Raw genomic sequence first — 15981 nt, 5'->3', positions numbered from 1 at the left:
GCTCTCCCGGGCCCCTGAGCGTATCCCAACCCCGGAGCGTATCCCCAACCCTGGCCCTGTGAACGGGGTTTCGTGATTGTGAGCCCCCATCGTGAGCCCTCCCTTTGGCATCGCCCGGAGGCGTTTGCTGGTTCTCCCCTGCTCACCGTCGACAGGAAGGGTCCAGCCATGGAAGAAGTGCTGATCACCGGGGGTGCGGGCTTTATCGGCTCGCATTTCGCCAGGCGTCTGCTGCGTGCCGAGGACGTGGCCCGGGTGACCGTGCTCGACGCCCTCACCTACGCGGGCAGTGTCGAGAACCTGGGCGAGGCGATGCTCTCGCCCAAGCTGACGTTCGTCCACGGCGACATCTGCGACGCCCAGCTGGTCGACCGGCTCGCCCGTGAGCACGCCGCCATCGTCCACTTCGCCGCCGAGTCGCACGTGGACCGCTCCTTCCACGACACCGGGAGCTTCCTGACCACCAACGTCCTGGGCACCCACACCTTGCTGGAAGCCGCCAGGAAGGCAGGTGTCCGCCGCTTCGTCCACGTGTCCACCGACGAGGTGTACGGGCCGCTCCTGACCGGCCAGGCCGCCGAGACGGACCCGGTGCGGCCCAGCGTCCCCTACGCCGCGTCGAAGGCCGCCAGCGACCTCGTGGCGCTGTCCTACTTCCAGACGTTCGGCGTGCCCGTGTGCGTCACCCGCTCCTCCAACAACTACGGGCCGCGCCAACACCCCGAGAAGATCGTCCCCCTGTTCATCACCCGCCTGCTGAAGGGCCACAAGCTCACTCTCCACGGGAACGGCCAGCACGTCCGCAACTGGCTCCACGTCGAGGACAACTGCCAGGGCATCGACGTGGTCCTGCGCGCCGGCACCCCGGGTGAGGTCTACAACGTCGGCGGTGGCACCGACCTGACCGGCAGGGAGCTGACCGGCCTGCTGCTGCGGATGTTCGATGCCGGGTGGGATCGGGTGGAGTACATCCCCGACCGGGCCGCCAACGACCTGCGCTACGCCCTGGACTGGTCGAAGGTCGCCGCTCTCGGCTACTGCCCCGAGCGCGGGTTGGAGGACGGTCTCGCGGAGACCGCCGAGTGGTACCGCCGTAACCCCGACCGGTGGGCGCCGCTCCTGTCCACGGCCCAGCCGGTCGCCAAGGCCCCCGAGCTCATCGACCACTCGGTGTGAACCCCCGCGACGAACGACGACGGAAGGAAGAAGGGTTGAACCCCACCACCCCTGAGTACCGGCGCAACGCGACCCCGTTCCTCTATGGAGGCGAGGCGGACGCGGTGGCCCGGGTCCTGAAGGCCGGCCAGTACGGGCACACGCAGGTCACCGAGGAGTTCGAGCGGAAAGTCGCCGCGTTCCTCGGCGTGCCCGACGCGGTGGCCGTCACCTCCGGCACCGCCGCGATGCACACCGCGCTCCTGGCCGCGGGTGTCGGCCCCGGCCATGAGGTGATCGTCCCCTCGCTGACGTTCTGCGCCACCATCCAGGCCGTCCTGGCCTGCGGCGCCGCGCCCCGCTTCATCGAGGTGAACCCGGGCACCCTGTGCATCGAGCCGGACGCGGTGATGGAAGCGATCACCCCCGACACCCGGGCCGTGATGCCGGTCCTGTACGGCGGCCGGGCCGTCGACCTCACCGAGATCCGCGACACGCTTGACCGGCGGGACATCGCCGTCGTCGAGGACGCCGCCCACGCCTTCGGCTCCTACCGCGGCTCCGTGCGGGTCGGCAGCACGGGCGACCTGACGTGCTTCTCCTTCGGGCCGATCAAGAACCTGACGTGCGGGCAGGGCGGCATGGTCATCCCCCGCACTCCGGCGGAAGCCGCCACGGTCCGCCAGCTACGGCTGCTCGGCGTCGTCGCATCGCAGGCGCAACGGCAGGCCGCCACCTCCTACCGCGTGGAAGGCTTCGGGCTGCGGTACCAGCTCTCCTCGCTCAACGCGGCGATCGGGCTGGCACAACTGCCTAAGTTCAAGACCACCGAGGTCAACCGCCAGGAACTGTGGCGGTCCTACCGCTGCGCCCTGCGCGACGTGCCGGCCGTGAGGCTGGTGGACGTGGACGTGGACCACTCGGTCCCGCACCTGTGTGTGGTCCGGGTCGCCGACCGCGAGGAGGTGTTCCGGCGCATGCTCGCCGCAGGTGTCGCGGTCGGCGTCCACTACCCGCCCAACCACCTCCAACCCGCCTTCGCCCCGTGGCGCCGGGTGTTGCCCGTCACCGAGCAGGCCGGCCGGGAGATCCTGACGCTGCCGTTCCACCAGCACATGACCGACGACGACGTGCGCCACGTCGCCGCCACGCTCAAGGCCGCGACCGGGGGCGGGCAGTGAGGCGCGCGGCGGTCCTTGGGAAGGGCGCCTTGGCCGCGCACGCCTGCGAGACGATCGCCGCGCTGCCCGGGACCGTCCTGGACACGGTGATCCCGAACGCGGTCGAGCCGGACTGGGACCTCCGCCTGTCCGACCACGCCGCCGAACACCACCCCGAGGCCCGCATCCTCCGCTCGGGCGACTGGCGGGACCTGGAACCGGGCCGCTGCGACCTCGTTTTCAGTGTCCTCTACGACAAGATCATCGGTCCGGAGCTCATCGACGCCACCAGTCACATCATCAACTGTCACCCCGGCCGCCTGCCCGGCTACCGCGGGGTGCGGCCGGTCAACTGGGCGCTGCGCAACCGCGAGCACCTGCACGGCATCACGATCCACGTCATCGACGCGGGCATCGACTCCGGCCCGATCCTCGCCGAGGCGGTCTTCTCCATCTGGCCCGACGTGGACGAGGTACGCGACGTCTGGGACCGGTGTATGCGCCACGGGCGGCTGCTCATCTCGGACACGCTGCCCCGCCTGGACCAGATCGTGCCCCGGCCGCAAGAGGCAACAGGAGCGGTGACCCATTTCAGCCGGGACAACGTCTCCCTCGGCGACCGGGGCGACTGGACGCGCGAGTCGTCCACCGGCCGGCTTGGGGCGTGAGGACACCGGGGCCCGAGGCGCGTCCGTGCCTCGGGCCCTGCTCCGTGGTCGCGCGTCAGTGCGCGACGGCGGAGAAGAGCACGTCCACCAGCCGGTCGGCGGCATCCGGACGGCCGTGAGCGCGCGCCCGCTCCGCCATGGCCCCACGGCGCTCGGCGTCGGTCAGCAGCGGGTCGACCGCCTCACGGAGGCGCCCCGCCGTCACCTCGCCGAGGAGCGCGATCGCCGCCCCGGCGTCGTGCAGGTGGCTCGCGTTGTGGGCTTGCTCGTTGCCGGCCGAACTGGCGAGCGGGACGAGGACCGCGGCCTTGCCCAGCGCCGTCAGCTCCGCGATCGTGCCCGCCCCGCTGCGGGAGACCACGACATCGGCCAGCGCGAGCACGTCCGGCAGTTCGGGGCCGACGAACCCGGTCAACAGGTACCGGGACGCCAGCTGCGAGGGAAGAGCCGCGGCGCGGGCCCGCAGGGCTTCGACGTGCGCCGGGCCGCACTGGTGGATCACGTTGGCGCCGGCCAGCAGCCAGGGCAGAACGTCCGCCACCAGTCCGTTGATCTGCTCCGAGCCCTGGGCGCCACCGGTGACGTAGACGGTCGGCAGATCGCGGCGGAACCCGTGCAGCCCGAGCGCCTGGACCGCCTTGTCCGCATCACCGGTCAGCACCTCGGGCCGCACCGGGTTGCCGGTGACGACCGCGATCGACCGGGACGCCTCCGGCAGCAGCGGCACGGTGGACTCGGAGGACACCGCGATGCGGGCAGCCCGTCCCGCGAGCGTCCGGTTGGCCAGGCCCAGGCGCACCGTCTGCTCGTGGACGACGAGCGGGCGACGACACAGCGAAGCGGCGATGCCCACCGGCACGGCAACGTATCCGCCCGTGGCCAGTACCACGTCGGGGTGGAAGCGGGAGACCACGGCGCGGGCCTGCGCTACCCCGAGCGGAACCCGCGCCATGTCCCGCACGTTCGCGGGAGAGACCATCCTGAGCGGGTTCCGGTGGCGTCGGATCTTCCCTGTGGCAACCGCAGCGAACTCGATGCCTTCGCTCGCCGCAACCCGGGACTCCAGGCTGTCCGCCGTGCCCACCCACAGGACGTCCAGCGCCCGGCCCGCAGAGGCGAGCCTCGCCCGCGCCGTGCGGACCGCGGTCAGCGCCGGATAGGTGTGACCGCCGGTTCCGCCGCCAGTGACGACGAGCCGCAAAGCCCGCTGCGGAAGACGGTCGACGGCATCGCTACTCACAGGAAGACTCCCAGAATCCGGGTGGCGGACAGGGCGGACGATAGCAGGGCACCGCTACGCCGAAGTCCGCGTGCCGACCGGGCACTTCACCCGAACGAGTACATGCTCGCGCCATCCGGGAACGAGACACCCGGCCGCGCTGGTCCGTGCGTTGCGCGGCTTACCGGCCGCCGGGCTCGTGCCGGGCCCGGTGGCGGTGTTCCCGGGGCGAGAGGCCGTAGGCGGTTTTGAAGGCGCGGCTGAACTCGGAGGCGCGGAACATGCCGCAGCGGGCGGCGATGACGTGGACGGGCAGGTCCTGCAGTGCGGGGTCGGTCAGGTCGCGGTGGGCCTTCTTCAGGCGTTGGCTGCGGATCCAGGCGGCGACGGTCTCGCCCTGGGAATGCTGGGTGAACAGGCGGTGCAGGTGGCTGACGGAGATGTGGTGGGCGGCGGCGATCGTGGCCGGGGTCAGGGCGGGGTCGTGGAGGTTGTGCCGGATGAAGGCCCGGATGTTCTCGACCAGGGCCCGGTGCCGGGCGTCGGGCGGGAGCTGGGAGGCGGCGTCGAGTTCCCGGGCGAGCCAGGCCGCTGTCAGGTCGACCAGGACGGTGCCCAGGCGGGCCGCCTCGGCCGGCTGCAGGACGTCGGCCTGCCGGTCCAGGCCGAGCAGGAACTGCGCGAGCAGCGCACCCGACCCCTCCCGAGCGGGCAGCCCCCGGCCGAGCAGGCCGCGCAGCAGCCGCGGCGGGATCGGCAGCAGCGACACCGGGAAGTCGGCGCCCACGCCCTCGATCCGGGGCTTGCCGGGGCCGCCACCGAACAACCGGGCGTCGTACGGGTGTGAAGAGTCGAGGAACACCAGGTCTCCCGACCTGTGTTTCTCCGTCCGGTCCGCGCCGTGCCGCAGCGCTTGGCTACCTGCCGTCAGGAACGTCAGGTGGTACAGCTCAGGGCCGTGCGAGCGGCGCACCATGCGCTCGGTCCGCCGGACTCGCGCCGACGGGAACGACGTCCCCAGCAGGGTCACCTGCCCCAGCGCCGACGACCGCAACTCCGCCTGGAAACTGTCCGCGTGGGCGCTGGTCGCTTCGCACTCACGCGTCTTCGCCAGCGCGTCCCGCCAGAGCTCGAACCGGTCCTTCCCCGTCATGACGCCGTCCCCCAGTGCGCTCTCCGCACCCGTGCGCATCTTCGCTCCCTTGAATCACGATCCCTCGCCTAGCCGGCGAGGCCTCCCCGCCGACATCTTCGAGCCTGGCCGTGTCCACGCCAAGGAGGAGTTCGGCCAGCTCACGGGGTGAAGGGTGGACGGGGCGGGAGGCCCAGCCATGGTCGAACAGTGACGAATCGTCAGTCGGATCCGGCGGCAGCCCCCCTCGGGTGCTGCCGCCGCTCTACCCTGGAGCCGAGACGTGACTGCGCTGCTCGGAGGGAGTCGTATGGCTGCTCGACCTGGCTGCCGCTTCGTGGGTGAAGTCGACGTACAGCCAGCAGGGCGGCAACTGCGTTGAAGTTGCTTGCGAATTTCGTGAGTTGATGCACGTCCGAGATTCGAAGGATCCGAACGGGCCGGCCCTGGTCTTCGCCGCCGAGGAGTGGGCGTCGTTCATCATCGCCGTCCGCAGGCGGCGAGTTCGGCGAGATCTGAGAGGAACACCGTGATCCCTCCCGTAGACCTGTCCGACGCCCAGTGGTTCAAGTCCTCCTACAGCAACAACGGAGGCAACTGCGTAGAGGTGGCACCCGGTTTCTCCGGTGTGATGCCTGTCCGCGATTCCAAGGACCCGAACGGGCCCGCCCTGGTCTTCGCCGCAGACGCGTGGACGGCGTTCGTCGCCGCTGTCCGCAGTGGCGAGTTCGGCGAAGGCTGAGCCGAAGTCTCGAAGCGGAGGCCCGGAACGCGCTCGTGGCGGTCCGGGCCCCGTCGTGATCAGCCGACCGGGACCGGGACGCCCCGTACCAGGAGGGGGAGTCCGGCGCCGTGTTCCCAGGCGTCCCAGGCGTCTTCGACGCGCCGGTACTGGTCCTCGGTCATGGCGTCGCGCAGCCGGCCCTGGGGTACCCAGTGGAGGCCGCAGATCCCGTCCGGCGGCTGGTGCCGGCGGACGACCTCGGCCTGCCGGGGTGTGATCATCCCGCCCGCGTACACGAAGTTGAGGCCTTCGGGGAATTCGGCGGCGGGAACGTAGTCGACCGACAGGATGGTGCGCAGGGAGAGGACGAGCCCGGTTGCCGTCTCCAGGTGCCGGCGGGCCGCGAGGTGCGGCAGCTCGTCCTGCTCGGCGCTGCCGCCGGGCAGGGACAGCCCGTTGCGGTGGACGGAGTCGACGAGGAGGGCGGAGAACTCATCCGGCTCGTCGGGGTGTTCGAGAAGGACGAGGACCTGCTGGACGGATCGCCGCCCGGGGGGCCTGCTCATGAGGCGGGTCTTGCTCAACTCGGCTCCAGATGTGAGGAATTCGGCGGCCACGGCGGTCACAGCGGCCACCCGTCGAACGGCCGACGGTGCGGCTTCCCGCAGGTGCCGGGCGCGATCTCCCTCGGGTCGAGCGACCGGATCACGCCCAGGTCGACCCGACGCTCGGGACCGTTCGCTCCCAGCGGCCGGAGAATCGCCTTCCCGAACTCCACCTCCACGAAGACGCCCTCGCGCGGCTTCCCGTCCTCGGGGCGGCTGAAGTCCTGCACCACCTCGTTGAGTTGGAAGCAGGGGAAGGGGTACTGCGCGTCAGGCATGGGGGTCTCCGTAGGTTGCGCTGCGCTTCCGGCGGTTCACCGGGTGTAGCCATGATGGCGTGATCGCCCTTACTATCGGAAGGCTTTTCCACTTGACAGTTTCCCCTTGTGGTATTCGCGCGCGGCGGAGGTCTGACGATGCGTGAGTCTCGGCTGGATCCATCGGCTTCACCCCTCAAAGCGTTCGGGGCTCAACTGCGCAGGTTGCGCAAGGCGGCGGGGTTGACGCAGACCCGGCTCGGCGAGCTGACGAACCTGAGCGATAGTCAGATTTCGAACCTCGAAAGAGGGACGCGCAGTCCCACGCTCGACTGGGTTCGCAGTGCCGACAGGGCCCTTGATGCCGGTGGGTCACTGGAACTGACGTACTGGAGCCTCAGCGGGTCGTCGCTGCTGGAGGGGTTTTCCGAGTACGCGCAGCAGGAGGCGAAGGCTCAGGGGATCTCCCACTTCGAACTGGGCATCGTGCCTGGTCTGGCCCAGACGATGGAGTATGCCGAAGCCTTCGTGGCCGCAGCCGTTCGACGCGGCAGCATCACCGAGGAAAAGGCCGCAGGTCGACTCGACTTCCTTGCCGCCCGTCAGAAGCTGCTTGATCGGAGGCCGGCGCCTCGCCTGCATTTCGTCCTGGATGAAGGAGCTCTCCTGCGAACCGTGGGAGGGGCCAAGGTGATGGCGCGACAGCTGGCGCATCTCGAAGATCTCGCGAGCCGTCCGAACATCACCATCCAGGTGGCGCCGTTCTCGCTCGCGGAGGAACTGCCGTTCACCATGGTTGTCACACTGTTGACTCTGGCGGATCGGACGCTCCTGGCATACTCGGAGTGCCAGCTGCGTGGCTTCCTCGCGCGAGACACCGAGACTGCTCGGGCCTGGGAGCGGGACTACCATCAGCTCCAGGTGGAAGCGCTGTCGAAGGCTGCGTCACTGGAGATGATCCGCAAGCAAGGCGTGAGAGGAACGTCATGATCCCCCCTGTAGACCTGTCCGGCGCCCAGTGGTTCAAGTCCTCCTACAGCAACAACGGTGGTACTTGCGTCGAGGTGGCCCCCAACTTCCCCGGCCTGGCCCCGGTCCGTGACTCCAAGGACCCCCAGGGCCCGGCCCTGGTCTTCCCGGCCGAGGCCTGGAAGTCCTTCGTCTCCGCTGTCCGCAGCGGTGAGTTCGGCGACATCTGAAACGCCCGCAGGCCCGGACCGCCCCCACGCGGTCCGGGCCTGCGTCATGTCGGCGAAGCGCCGCCCTACGAGCCGGCGGTCGCGGCCTCCAGCGTCGTGGCCATCACCGGGCTGGTGAAGGTGTTCGTCGCGTCCCCCGTGGACTCGTGGTAGGAGCCCCACTTGAGGTAGTTCCGGTTGCCGTCCCAGGTCGTGCCCTTGAAGGTCCCCGACCCGGTGGTGAAGGTCTGCTTCTTGCCGTCGAACCAGAAGTCGATCGTGCCGTCCGTGCGCCCCAGGCGGATCTTCAGCGCGTACGAGTGCCACTGCCCGTTGGCGGTCGGCGCGGTCCACAGCGTGTGCGAGACGTGCTTGGTGTCCCACTCCTGCAGCCGGATCCGCCCGTTGGTCGCGTCGATCTCGATCGGGTGGTTGGCGGTGTCCGTGCTCGGGTCGCACTTGAGCTGGAAGACGTAGCGGCTGTTGGCGTCCTTGATGTCCACCTTGGACGACCAGCCCAGGTAGAACGTGTCACCGTTCTTCAAATCCGGGCTCAGCGTCTCGCAGCGCTCCTGCCCGGCGGCCTGGTGGGCCCGCCACACCTTGCCCTTGGCCGCGTCGTTCACGACCTTGAAGTTGCCGGAGGCGCACTGTACGGCGGCGAAGGAGGACGCCCCCTTGTCGGTGCTCGGGGTCCACAGCACCTGCCCCGCCGCGCTGCTGGGTGTCACGGTGGCCCAGGAGAGGGCGAGCACGGTGACGGCCACGCCTCCGTAGGCGAGCTTGCGGCGGTCGGACGGAAGGGACATGCCTCTCCCCGGGTCGAATCGGGCACCGCATGGGCGCCGAACGGGCATCGTGGGTGTACGCGGCGATTCGACCACCTGCCGGGCCCGTGAACCAGGCGGAACGACCGGCGGAAGTAACCCGTTGGGCTACTTCCGCCGGTCCGCCTCACCGGACGTCAGCGACGGGCTTCGCCCTGCTCGTCGTACGAGGAGGTGCCCTCGTCCAGCAGCGGTTCCTGCACCTTGAGGTGCGCCGGCGCCAGCGCCCGCAGCGCGTGGTAGCCGGTGATGACGACCAGCGTGCCCAGCGCGATGCCGCTGAGGGTGAAGGTGTCGGTGAACTTCATCGTCACGTTGCCGATGCCGATGATGATGCCCGCCGCGGCCGGCACCAGGTTGAGCGGATTGCGCAGGTCCACCCCGGACTTGGTCCAGATCTGCGCGCCGAGCAGGCCGATCATTCCGTACAGGATGACGGTGATGCCGCCGAGCACCCCGCCGGGGATCGCGGCGACGACGGCCCCGAACTTGGGGCAGATGCCGAACAGCAGCGCGAAGCCGGCCGCCGCCCAGTACGCGGCGGTGGAGTAGACCCGGGTGGCGGCCATGACGCCGATGTTCTCGGAGTACGTGGTGTTCGGCGGGCCGCCGACCGCGGTGGACAGCATCGAGGCGACGCCGTCGGCGGAGATCGCGGTGCCGAGCTTGTCGTCCAGGTCGGTGCCGGTCATCTCGCCGACGGCCTTGACGTGCCCGGCGTTCTCCGCGACCAGGGCGATCACCACGGGCAGCGCGACCAGGATCGCCGACCACTGGAAGGACGGGCCGTGCAGGGTGGGCAGGCCGACCCAGTCCGCCTTGCCGACACCGGACAGGTCCAGGCGCCAGTGGTCGGTCAGGTGCCCGCTCGCGTCCACCGAGTGGATCTTCCCGAAGATCCGGTCGAACAGCCAGGAGATCCCGTACCCGAAGACCAGCCCGAGGAAGATCGCCACCCGTGACCAGAAGCCGCGCAGGCCCACCACGGCCAGCCCGGTGAACAGCATCACCAGCAGCGCCGTCCACTGGTCCTGCGGCCAGTAGACCGAGGCCGTCACCGGGGCCAGATTGAAGCCGATCAGCATGACGACCGCGCCGGTGACGACCGGCGGCATCGCCGCGTGGATGATGCGCGCCCCGAACTTCTGGACGGCGAGGCCCACCAGGAACAGCGCGATGCCGACCACGAACACGGCGCCGGTCACCGTCGCGCTGGTGCCGCCCTGCGCCCGGATCACCGCGGCCACGCCGACGAAGGACAGCGAGCAGCCCAGGTAGCTGGGCACCCGGCCGCGGGTGGCCAGCAGGAAGATCACGGTGGCCACGCCGGACATCATGATGGCGAGGTTCGGGTCGAGCCCCATCAGCACGGGCGCCACGAAGCTGGCGCCGAACATCGCCACGACGTGCTGGGCGCCCAGTCCGACCGTGCGGGGCCAGGAGAGCCGTTCGTCGGGGCGGACGACCGCCCCCGGCGCGGGCGTGCGCCCGTCACCGTGCAGCTTCCAGCGCACGCCGAGATCCATGGTGGGGGTTCGCTTTCTCTGTGGGTCATTTCCGAAAAGCATCATTGTGGTTGGTCACCGGCTGTCCCGACGAATCGCCCGCGTCCCGGCCGCGCGTTCCAGGAGCCCGGTATCCGCCCTGGTCAGAGCCCGTACGGGCATTCCAGCGTCCCTGACTGCCCGTGACCGCTGGCGGCCGGGACGGATCTTCGCGCAAGCTCTGCCCCGAGGCCGCCCGCCGACGGCGGCCCGGCAGCGACAGCGGCCCGTACGAGCAAGGGCCGGCAGCGGTCCGTACGAGCGGCCGTCCGCCGCCCGCCGGTCACCGGGGCGTCGCCCGGACGACACCCTGTGATCGACGAGTCGCCTACTGTCATATGCTTGTCGCATTAATCGAGGGGCAGGTCGTGGATTTCCGATTGCTGGGCTCGGTGGCCGCCGTGGCCACGGACGGCCGGGAGCTGCCGGTCGGGTCCGCCAAACGCCGCAGCCTGCTGGCCATGCTGCTGCTCAACCCCGGCGCACCCGTCACCGTGGACCGCCTCACCGAGACGCTGTGGGACGAGGAACCGCCCCGCCACGCGCGCACCGTCATCCACAACCACGTCTCCGCCCTGCGCGCCCTGCTCGCCCACCACGACGCCCCCGCCGTCGGCGTCGAACTCGTCACCGACGGCGGCGCCTACCTGCTGCGCGTCCCCGAACTCGCGGTCGACACCGACCGCTTCGAACACCTCGTCCGCACCGCCCGCTCCCTGCCCGACGCCGCCCAGGCCGTCGAGGCCCTGCGCGAAGCACTCGCCCTGTGGCGCGGCCCCGCCCTCGCCGGCACCGCCCCCAGCGTGCCCCTGCAGTGCGCCGCACACGCACTGGAAGAGGAACGCCTCGCCGCCGTCGAGGAACTGGCCCGCGCCCACAGCGCACTCGGCGACCACGGCGCCGCAGCCGGCGTCCTGTCCACCGAAGCCACCATGAACCCGCTGCGCGAACCCCTGGTCGCCGCCCTCATGCTGGCCCTCGGCCGGGCCGGACGCCGCTCGGAGGCACTGGACTGGTTCCACCGCACCCGCCGCGCCCTCGCCGACGAACTGGGCATCGACCCCGGCCAAGAACTCGTCGACGCCCACGACCGCCTGCTGCGCACCACCGCCGCGCCGCGGCCCGACCGGGTGCCGCCGCCGCGGGTGCCGACCGTCGGCGGCCTCGCCTTCGTCCCCGACCCGCACCCCGCCACCGCCCAGGCCCCCGGACCCACCCCCACGCCCGCCCCCGCCCAGGCCCCCGCCACCGCCCCGACGCCCGCGCCCGCCCCGACGCCGCCACCACCCCCCGCCCGCCCCGCCGCCCCCTGGCCCTTCCCCCGCCGCCCCCGCGGCTTCTCCGGCCGCCAGGACGACCTGGCCGCACTCGACCGCGCCACCGCCGGCCCCGGACCGATCGCCGTGCTCACCGGCGGCCCCGGACCGATCGCCGTGCTCACCGGCGGCGCCGGAGTCGGCAAGACCACCCTCGCCGTGTACTGGGCCCACCACCGCCAGGCCGACTTCCCCGACGGCCGGCTCCTCGTCGACCTGTGCGGCCACAGCCCGCTGCCCGAACGCTCCACCCCCGCCGTCCTGCGCGAACTCCTCCTCGGCCTCGGCCTGCCCGCCGAGCAGATGCCCGCGACCCCCGAGGCCATGGCAGCCCGCTACCGCGAACTGACCGCCGAGCGCAGGATGCTCATCGTCCTGGACAACGCCCGCCGCTCCGACCAGGTCCGCCCGCTGCTGCCCGACGGCGACGGCTGCGTCACCCTGGTCACCAGCCGCGACCGCCTCGGCGGCCTGGTCGCCTCCGACGCCGCCCGCCCCGTCCCGCTCACCCACCTCTCGCCCCCGCAGGCCGTCACCCTGCTCTCCGCCACCCTCGGCGCCGACCTCGTCGCCGCCGAACCCGAAGCCGCCCACCGCCTGGCCGGCCTGTGCGACGGCCTGCCGCTCGCCCTGCGCCTGGCCGCCGCCCGCCTGGCCACCGGACCCTCCCGCGACCTCGCCCTGCTCGCCGACGAACTGGCCGACGAACACAGCCGGCTGGGAATCCTGGAAGTCGAGGACACCAGCGTCGCCGCCGCCCTCGCCCTCACCGTCCAACACCTGTCCGAACCCGCCCGCCGGATGTTCCACCGCCTGGGCGCGCACACCGGCACCACCCTCGACAGCCGCACCGCCGCCGCCCTCGCCGACTGCCACCGGAGCGAAGCCGCCGCAGCACTGGCCCAACTCGCCACCGCCCACCTCCTCGTCGAGATCGGCCGCGACGCCTACACCCTGCACGACCTGGTCCGCCTCTACGCCCGCAGCCTGCCCGCCGACACCGCCGACACCCAGGTCCTGCCACGCCTGCTCGACCACCTGCTGAGCACCCTGATCACCGCCTGCGAGGCCGCCGAACCCGGCAGCGAACCGTGCTGCGCCCTGCCGCCCGGCACCCGGCGCCCCGCCGACGTGCGCCCCTTCCCGGACCGGGAGAGCGCGCTCGCCTGGTACGCCGCCGAGCGCGACACCCTGCGCGGCGCGGTCGAGGCGGCGGTCACCGCGGGCCTGCACGACCGGGCCTGGCGCCTGGTCCTGCTGCAGTGGCCGCTGATCGTCTGGCAGGTCCGGGACGGCTGGGCGCCGCTGCTCGAACATGGCCTGGCCGCCGCCGAGGCCGACCGCGACCCGGGCGCCCAGTCCCGCGCCCGGGCGCTGCTGGGGTGGGTCCTGCTGGAGGAGGGCCACCACGAGCAGGCCCTGGCACACCTGGAACGGGCCCCCGACCTGGCCGCCCTGGCCGGGGACGGCACCGCACAGGCCGTCGCCCTGATGAACCTGGCCGTCGCCCTGGCCCGCCACGGCCGCACCGCCCGGGTGCGCGGCCTGCTGGCCCGGGCCCTGGTCCTCGCCGAGCGGGCCGCACGCGCCGACCTCGTCGCCCTGGCCCGCCAGCACCTGGCCCACGCGTGCCTTCAGGCCGGCGCCCCCGAGGAGGCCGCCCAGCACGCCGCGCGCGCCCTGGCCCTGGCCGAGCACTCCTTCCCCGCCGCCCGCCGCATCGTGCTGCAGACCCTGTACGGCCGCGCCCTGGCCGCCACCGGCCACCGCGAGGAGGCCGCGCGCCACCTCGACGCCGCACTGCGGGCCGCCCGCGCCCACGGGTTCGCCGAGGGGGAGTCGGACGCCCTCGCGGCCCTGCACGCCCTGCCACCCGCCACGGCTGCCGCCACCGCCACCGCCACGGCGACGGCAACTGCTGCCGCCACGGCTTCCCCGGCCGGCCGGTAGAACCCTCCCGCACAGGGAAGGTGACGTCGCGTCAGTGTCGGCGGGGGCGGCACCGTACCCGAACGGTTCGTCCCCGCCCTCCCGCCCGCCCGAGGGAGCCGCGATGGCCACGCCGCCGCAACCGAACCGCTCGCCGCTGCCGGTCCAGTCACTCCAGTCACCCGAACCCAGCCGCCCGCCGCAGCCGAACCGTTCGCCGCAGCCGAACAATCCCGGCGAACTGCTGGAGCTCTACAAACTCGCCGTGGAGATGGCCGACCGGGTCTCCGCCCGCCGGGGCACCGCCAACACCTACTTCCTGTCCGTGCAGACCGCCCTGGTCACCCTCATCGGATTCGGCATACCCAAGCTCTCCGAGTCCCCGTGGTGGGTGCCGACGGCCGTCGCCCTGGCCGGCCTCACCCTCTCCGGCGCCTGGTGGATGCAGCTGCGCAGCTACCGGGACCTCAACGCCGCCAAGTTCACGGTCATCAACGGCCTGGAGGAGCAGCTGGCGGCACGGATCTACACCGACGAGTGGGACACCCTCAGAAACGCCTCCCGCAGCGGCCGCTGGCGCAAGCACTACACCGAACTGGGCACCACCGAGCGGGCGGTGCCGATGGTCTTCGCGGCATCCCACCTGATCCTGCTCACCGGCACCCTGGTCACCGGCACACTGGCCGCATGAGCCATCTCGATCCCATCGCCGACCTCATCCGCTCCTGCCTGCCCTCGGAGGCGAGACCTCCCACGGGCTCGGAGGACCTGTTCCGGATCTACGCCGTCCTGCTGCAGGCCAAGGGCGAACAGGTCACCGACGAGGACGTCCACAACGCCTGGACGGCCTGGACCCAGGCCACCGACGACAGCCACCGGGCGCTGGTGCCCTTCGCCGAACTCGACGCCCGCACCCGCGCCCTGGACGCCCCCTACACCCTCGCCATCCGCACCGCCGCCCGCCATCTCAAGGACCCCCTGCACTGACGACGACCGCAGGCCCGCGGCCGGGGAGCACCACCGCCGCGGGCCGGTGCCGCGGGCCGGGCCCGAGCAGGCGCCCGGGACGGCGGGGCGGTTCACCCGTCCGCGCCCGCCCCCGCGCCGGCGCCCCGCCTGCGCCCGCGCCGTTCGTCCGCGCCCACCGCCCTCGCCCTGACCGCCGCGGCCGCCGCCGTCACGGCGCCCGCCGCCCACGCCGCCTCCGACTGCGGGCGGGCACCGGTGCAGTACTCCGTCGACGGCGGCGCCCACTGGACGAACGCCGCGACCATGCCCGCCGAGTCGGCGACCGTCCAGGTCCGCCTGGCCGGCGAACCGGCCGCCGGCTGCGACTACCACGTCTCCCTGGGCTCCTACGAAGCCCAGGGGCCGACCTGGGCGACCTCGGGCCGACAGGCCTTCCTCGGCTGGGCGACCGCCGCCGGCGGCGCCGCGATCCACGCCGCACGCCGCCGCTGACGGGGCGCCCGCCCACGAGGGCGCGCCGGATCAGCCGGCGCCCAGGGCGGCGTCGACGGTCTGCCCGGCGGCGGCCTGCTCGACGCGGCGGGCGAGCATCGTCGCCATCTTCTGCAGCTGCGCCACGTCCGAGGAGTCCTCAAGCATGACGCCCGCGAAGGCGGTGCCCACCCGCATCAGGACGACGTTGCGCGGGCTGTCGTGGTACGTGCCGCTGTAGGCGACGGTCTCGTTCCCGGTGGCCGGCACCGAGAGCTTGGAGGACGTGCCGGCCTTCGTCTCGAACTCCTTGGCCGCCTTCGCGAGGTACGCGCTCGCCTCGCCCGAGGAGCCGAAGGTGGTGATCTTGAAGGTGGCCGTGACGACTCCGGCCTCGAAGTCGGCGGTGCCGTCGAGCTTGCAGCCCGGACACTCGTCGCCCGACTCCTCCGCGGTGGCGACCCGGTTGCGGTGCACCTCCCAGCCGGGCATGGCCGCCCGGCCCGGAAGGGTCTGCTTCAGCGCGACCTTGTCGGACAGCACGGTTCGGAAGTCCGGCCACTTCTGCGCGCCGGCGGCCAGGTCGCCCGAGATCGGGCTGGACCCGCAGGCGCTCAGCACCCCTCCCAGGACGACCGCCGCCATACCGATGCCCAATCCCCGTGCGGTGGTGCCGATCCGCGCGACCATGCCGAAACCCCGTTCCTAGCTTTCAAGATCAACAGATGATATGTCAGCTCAGCGGCCGCGCAGGCAACCCCCACTCCGCCCGCATCCGTCGTAACCTCCCACTCGCCGAACTCACCGACAGCGCCCGGGCCCTGGCC

Annotated in this window: 18 protein-coding genes; 11 read left to right on the top strand and 7 right to left on the bottom strand. The window is 72.0% G+C overall.

Annotated features, from left to right (window positions below; genetic code table 11):
• The first annotated feature begins 168 nt into the window (after positions 1 to 168).
• Genes rfbB through CRP52_RS00210 form a run of 3 tightly spaced genes read left to right on the top strand, consistent with a single transcriptional unit; the run spans position 169 to position 2983 of the window.
• Entirely contained in the window at positions 169 to 1176 is a 1008-nt protein-coding gene (rfbB, locus tag CRP52_RS00220) for a dTDP-glucose 4,6-dehydratase (RefSeq protein ID WP_097234480.1), read from the top strand.
• Positions 1177 to 1211: 35 nt separating this feature from the next.
• Positions 1212 to 2336, top strand: coding sequence for a DegT/DnrJ/EryC1/StrS family aminotransferase (locus CRP52_RS00215; RefSeq protein ID WP_097234479.1), 1125 nt, complete (start codon positions 1212 to 1214; stop codon positions 2334 to 2336).
• A 29-nt stretch (positions 2337 to 2365) separates the two neighbouring features.
• Positions 2366 to 2983, top strand: coding sequence for a formyltransferase family protein (locus CRP52_RS00210; protein WP_257032199.1), 618 nt, complete (start codon positions 2366 to 2368; stop codon positions 2981 to 2983).
• 55 nt (positions 2984 to 3038) lie between these two features.
• Here the strand turns inward: CRP52_RS00210 and CRP52_RS00205 are convergent, their stop codons facing one another.
• Together CRP52_RS00205 and CRP52_RS00200 are read right to left on the bottom strand one after the other, a co-directional pair.
• Positions 3039 to 4184: a UDP-N-acetylglucosamine--N-acetylmuramyl-(pentapeptide) pyrophosphoryl-undecaprenol N-acetylglucosamine transferase gene (locus CRP52_RS00205; protein ID WP_097234477.1), complete on the bottom strand. Its 1146-nt coding sequence runs from the start codon at positions 4182 to 4184 to the stop codon at positions 3039 to 3041.
• 199 nt (positions 4185 to 4383) lie between these two features.
• Complete coding sequence (locus CRP52_RS00200) at positions 4384 to 5394, bottom strand: helix-turn-helix domain-containing protein (protein WP_257032198.1); 1011 nt, start codon at positions 5392 to 5394, stop codon at positions 4384 to 4386.
• A 281-nt stretch (positions 5395 to 5675) separates the two neighbouring features.
• Between CRP52_RS00200 and CRP52_RS00195 the strand changes: the two genes are divergently transcribed.
• Entirely contained in the window at positions 5676 to 5867 is a 192-nt protein-coding gene (locus CRP52_RS00195) for a DUF397 domain-containing protein (protein ID WP_306458820.1), read from the top strand.
• Complete coding sequence (locus tag CRP52_RS00190; RefSeq protein WP_097239732.1) at positions 5867 to 6076, top strand: DUF397 domain-containing protein; 210 nt, start codon at positions 5867 to 5869, stop codon at positions 6074 to 6076. Before CRP52_RS00195 ends, CRP52_RS00190 begins: the two co-directional genes overlap by 1 nt.
• A gap of 59 nt (positions 6077 to 6135) precedes the next feature.
• Here the strand turns inward: CRP52_RS00190 and CRP52_RS00185 are convergent, their stop codons facing one another.
• Both CRP52_RS00185 and CRP52_RS00180 read right to left on the bottom strand, forming a co-directional pair.
• Positions 6136 to 6624 (bottom strand): NUDIX domain-containing protein, encoded by a 489-nt coding sequence (locus CRP52_RS00185; RefSeq protein WP_143685581.1) that lies wholly within the window; start codon positions 6622 to 6624, stop codon positions 6136 to 6138.
• 56 nt (positions 6625 to 6680) lie between these two features.
• On the bottom strand, positions 6681 to 6941 hold the full coding sequence (locus CRP52_RS00180) for a hypothetical protein (protein ID WP_097234474.1): 261 nt from the start codon (positions 6939 to 6941) through the stop codon (positions 6681 to 6683).
• A 138-nt stretch (positions 6942 to 7079) separates the two neighbouring features.
• On the opposite strand from CRP52_RS00180, the gene CRP52_RS00175 reads away from it, so the two are divergent.
• Positions 7080 to 7910: a helix-turn-helix domain-containing protein gene (locus tag CRP52_RS00175; RefSeq protein WP_097234473.1), complete on the top strand. Its 831-nt coding sequence runs from the start codon at positions 7080 to 7082 to the stop codon at positions 7908 to 7910.
• The gene (locus CRP52_RS00170) at positions 7907 to 8119 is read left to right on the top strand and encodes a DUF397 domain-containing protein (RefSeq protein WP_097234472.1); all 213 of its coding nucleotides are present in this window, start codon (positions 7907 to 7909) and stop codon (positions 8117 to 8119) included. The genes CRP52_RS00175 and CRP52_RS00170 overlap by 4 nt, the downstream gene beginning before the upstream one ends.
• Before the next feature lie 65 nt (positions 8120 to 8184).
• On the opposite strand, the gene CRP52_RS00165 is transcribed toward CRP52_RS00170, so the two are convergent.
• On the bottom strand, positions 8185 to 8907 hold the full coding sequence (locus CRP52_RS00165; protein ID WP_097234471.1) for a heparin lyase I family protein: 723 nt from the start codon (positions 8905 to 8907) through the stop codon (positions 8185 to 8187).
• Positions 8908 to 9062: 155 nt separating this feature from the next.
• Positions 9063 to 10451 (bottom strand): uracil-xanthine permease family protein, encoded by a 1389-nt coding sequence (locus CRP52_RS00160; RefSeq protein ID WP_097234470.1) that lies wholly within the window; start codon positions 10449 to 10451, stop codon positions 9063 to 9065.
• Between the two features lie 386 nt (positions 10452 to 10837).
• Here CRP52_RS00160 and CRP52_RS00155 point away from each other — a divergent pair, with 386 nt between their 5' ends.
• The 4 genes from CRP52_RS00155 to CRP52_RS00135 all read left to right on the top strand — a co-directional run bounded on the left by CRP52_RS00155 (position 10838) and on the right by CRP52_RS00135 (position 15175).
• Positions 10838 to 13735, top strand: coding sequence for an AfsR/SARP family transcriptional regulator (locus CRP52_RS00155; protein ID WP_097234469.1), 2898 nt, complete (start codon positions 10838 to 10840; stop codon positions 13733 to 13735).
• A 103-nt stretch (positions 13736 to 13838) separates the two neighbouring features.
• On the top strand, positions 13839 to 14405 hold the full coding sequence (locus tag CRP52_RS00150) for a RipA family octameric membrane protein (RefSeq protein WP_218893045.1): 567 nt from the start codon (positions 13839 to 13841) through the stop codon (positions 14403 to 14405).
• Positions 14402 to 14701, top strand: a complete 300-nt coding sequence (locus CRP52_RS00145; protein WP_097234468.1) for a DUF7701 domain-containing protein — start codon at positions 14402 to 14404, stop codon at positions 14699 to 14701. Before CRP52_RS00150 ends, CRP52_RS00145 begins: the two co-directional genes overlap by 4 nt.
• Before the next feature lie 237 nt (positions 14702 to 14938).
• The gene (locus CRP52_RS00135; protein ID WP_143685577.1) at positions 14939 to 15175 is read left to right on the top strand and encodes a hypothetical protein; all 237 of its coding nucleotides are present in this window, start codon (positions 14939 to 14941) and stop codon (positions 15173 to 15175) included.
• A 30-nt stretch (positions 15176 to 15205) separates the two neighbouring features.
• Here CRP52_RS00135 and CRP52_RS00130 read toward each other — a convergent pair whose 3' ends face one another.
• A complete protein-coding gene (locus tag CRP52_RS00130) occupies positions 15206 to 15844 on the bottom strand; it encodes a hypothetical protein (RefSeq protein ID WP_097234465.1) in 639 nt (212 codons plus the stop codon).
• Positions 15845 to 15981: the final 137 nt, after the last annotated feature.

The sequence above is a fragment of the Streptomyces sp. 1331.2 genome, from assembly GCF_900199205.1.
GTDB lineage: Bacteria > Actinomycetota > Actinomycetes > Streptomycetales > Streptomycetaceae > Kitasatospora.
Note: the sequence above shows the minus strand (reverse complement) of the source record. Positions and strands in the feature narration are given on the sequence as shown.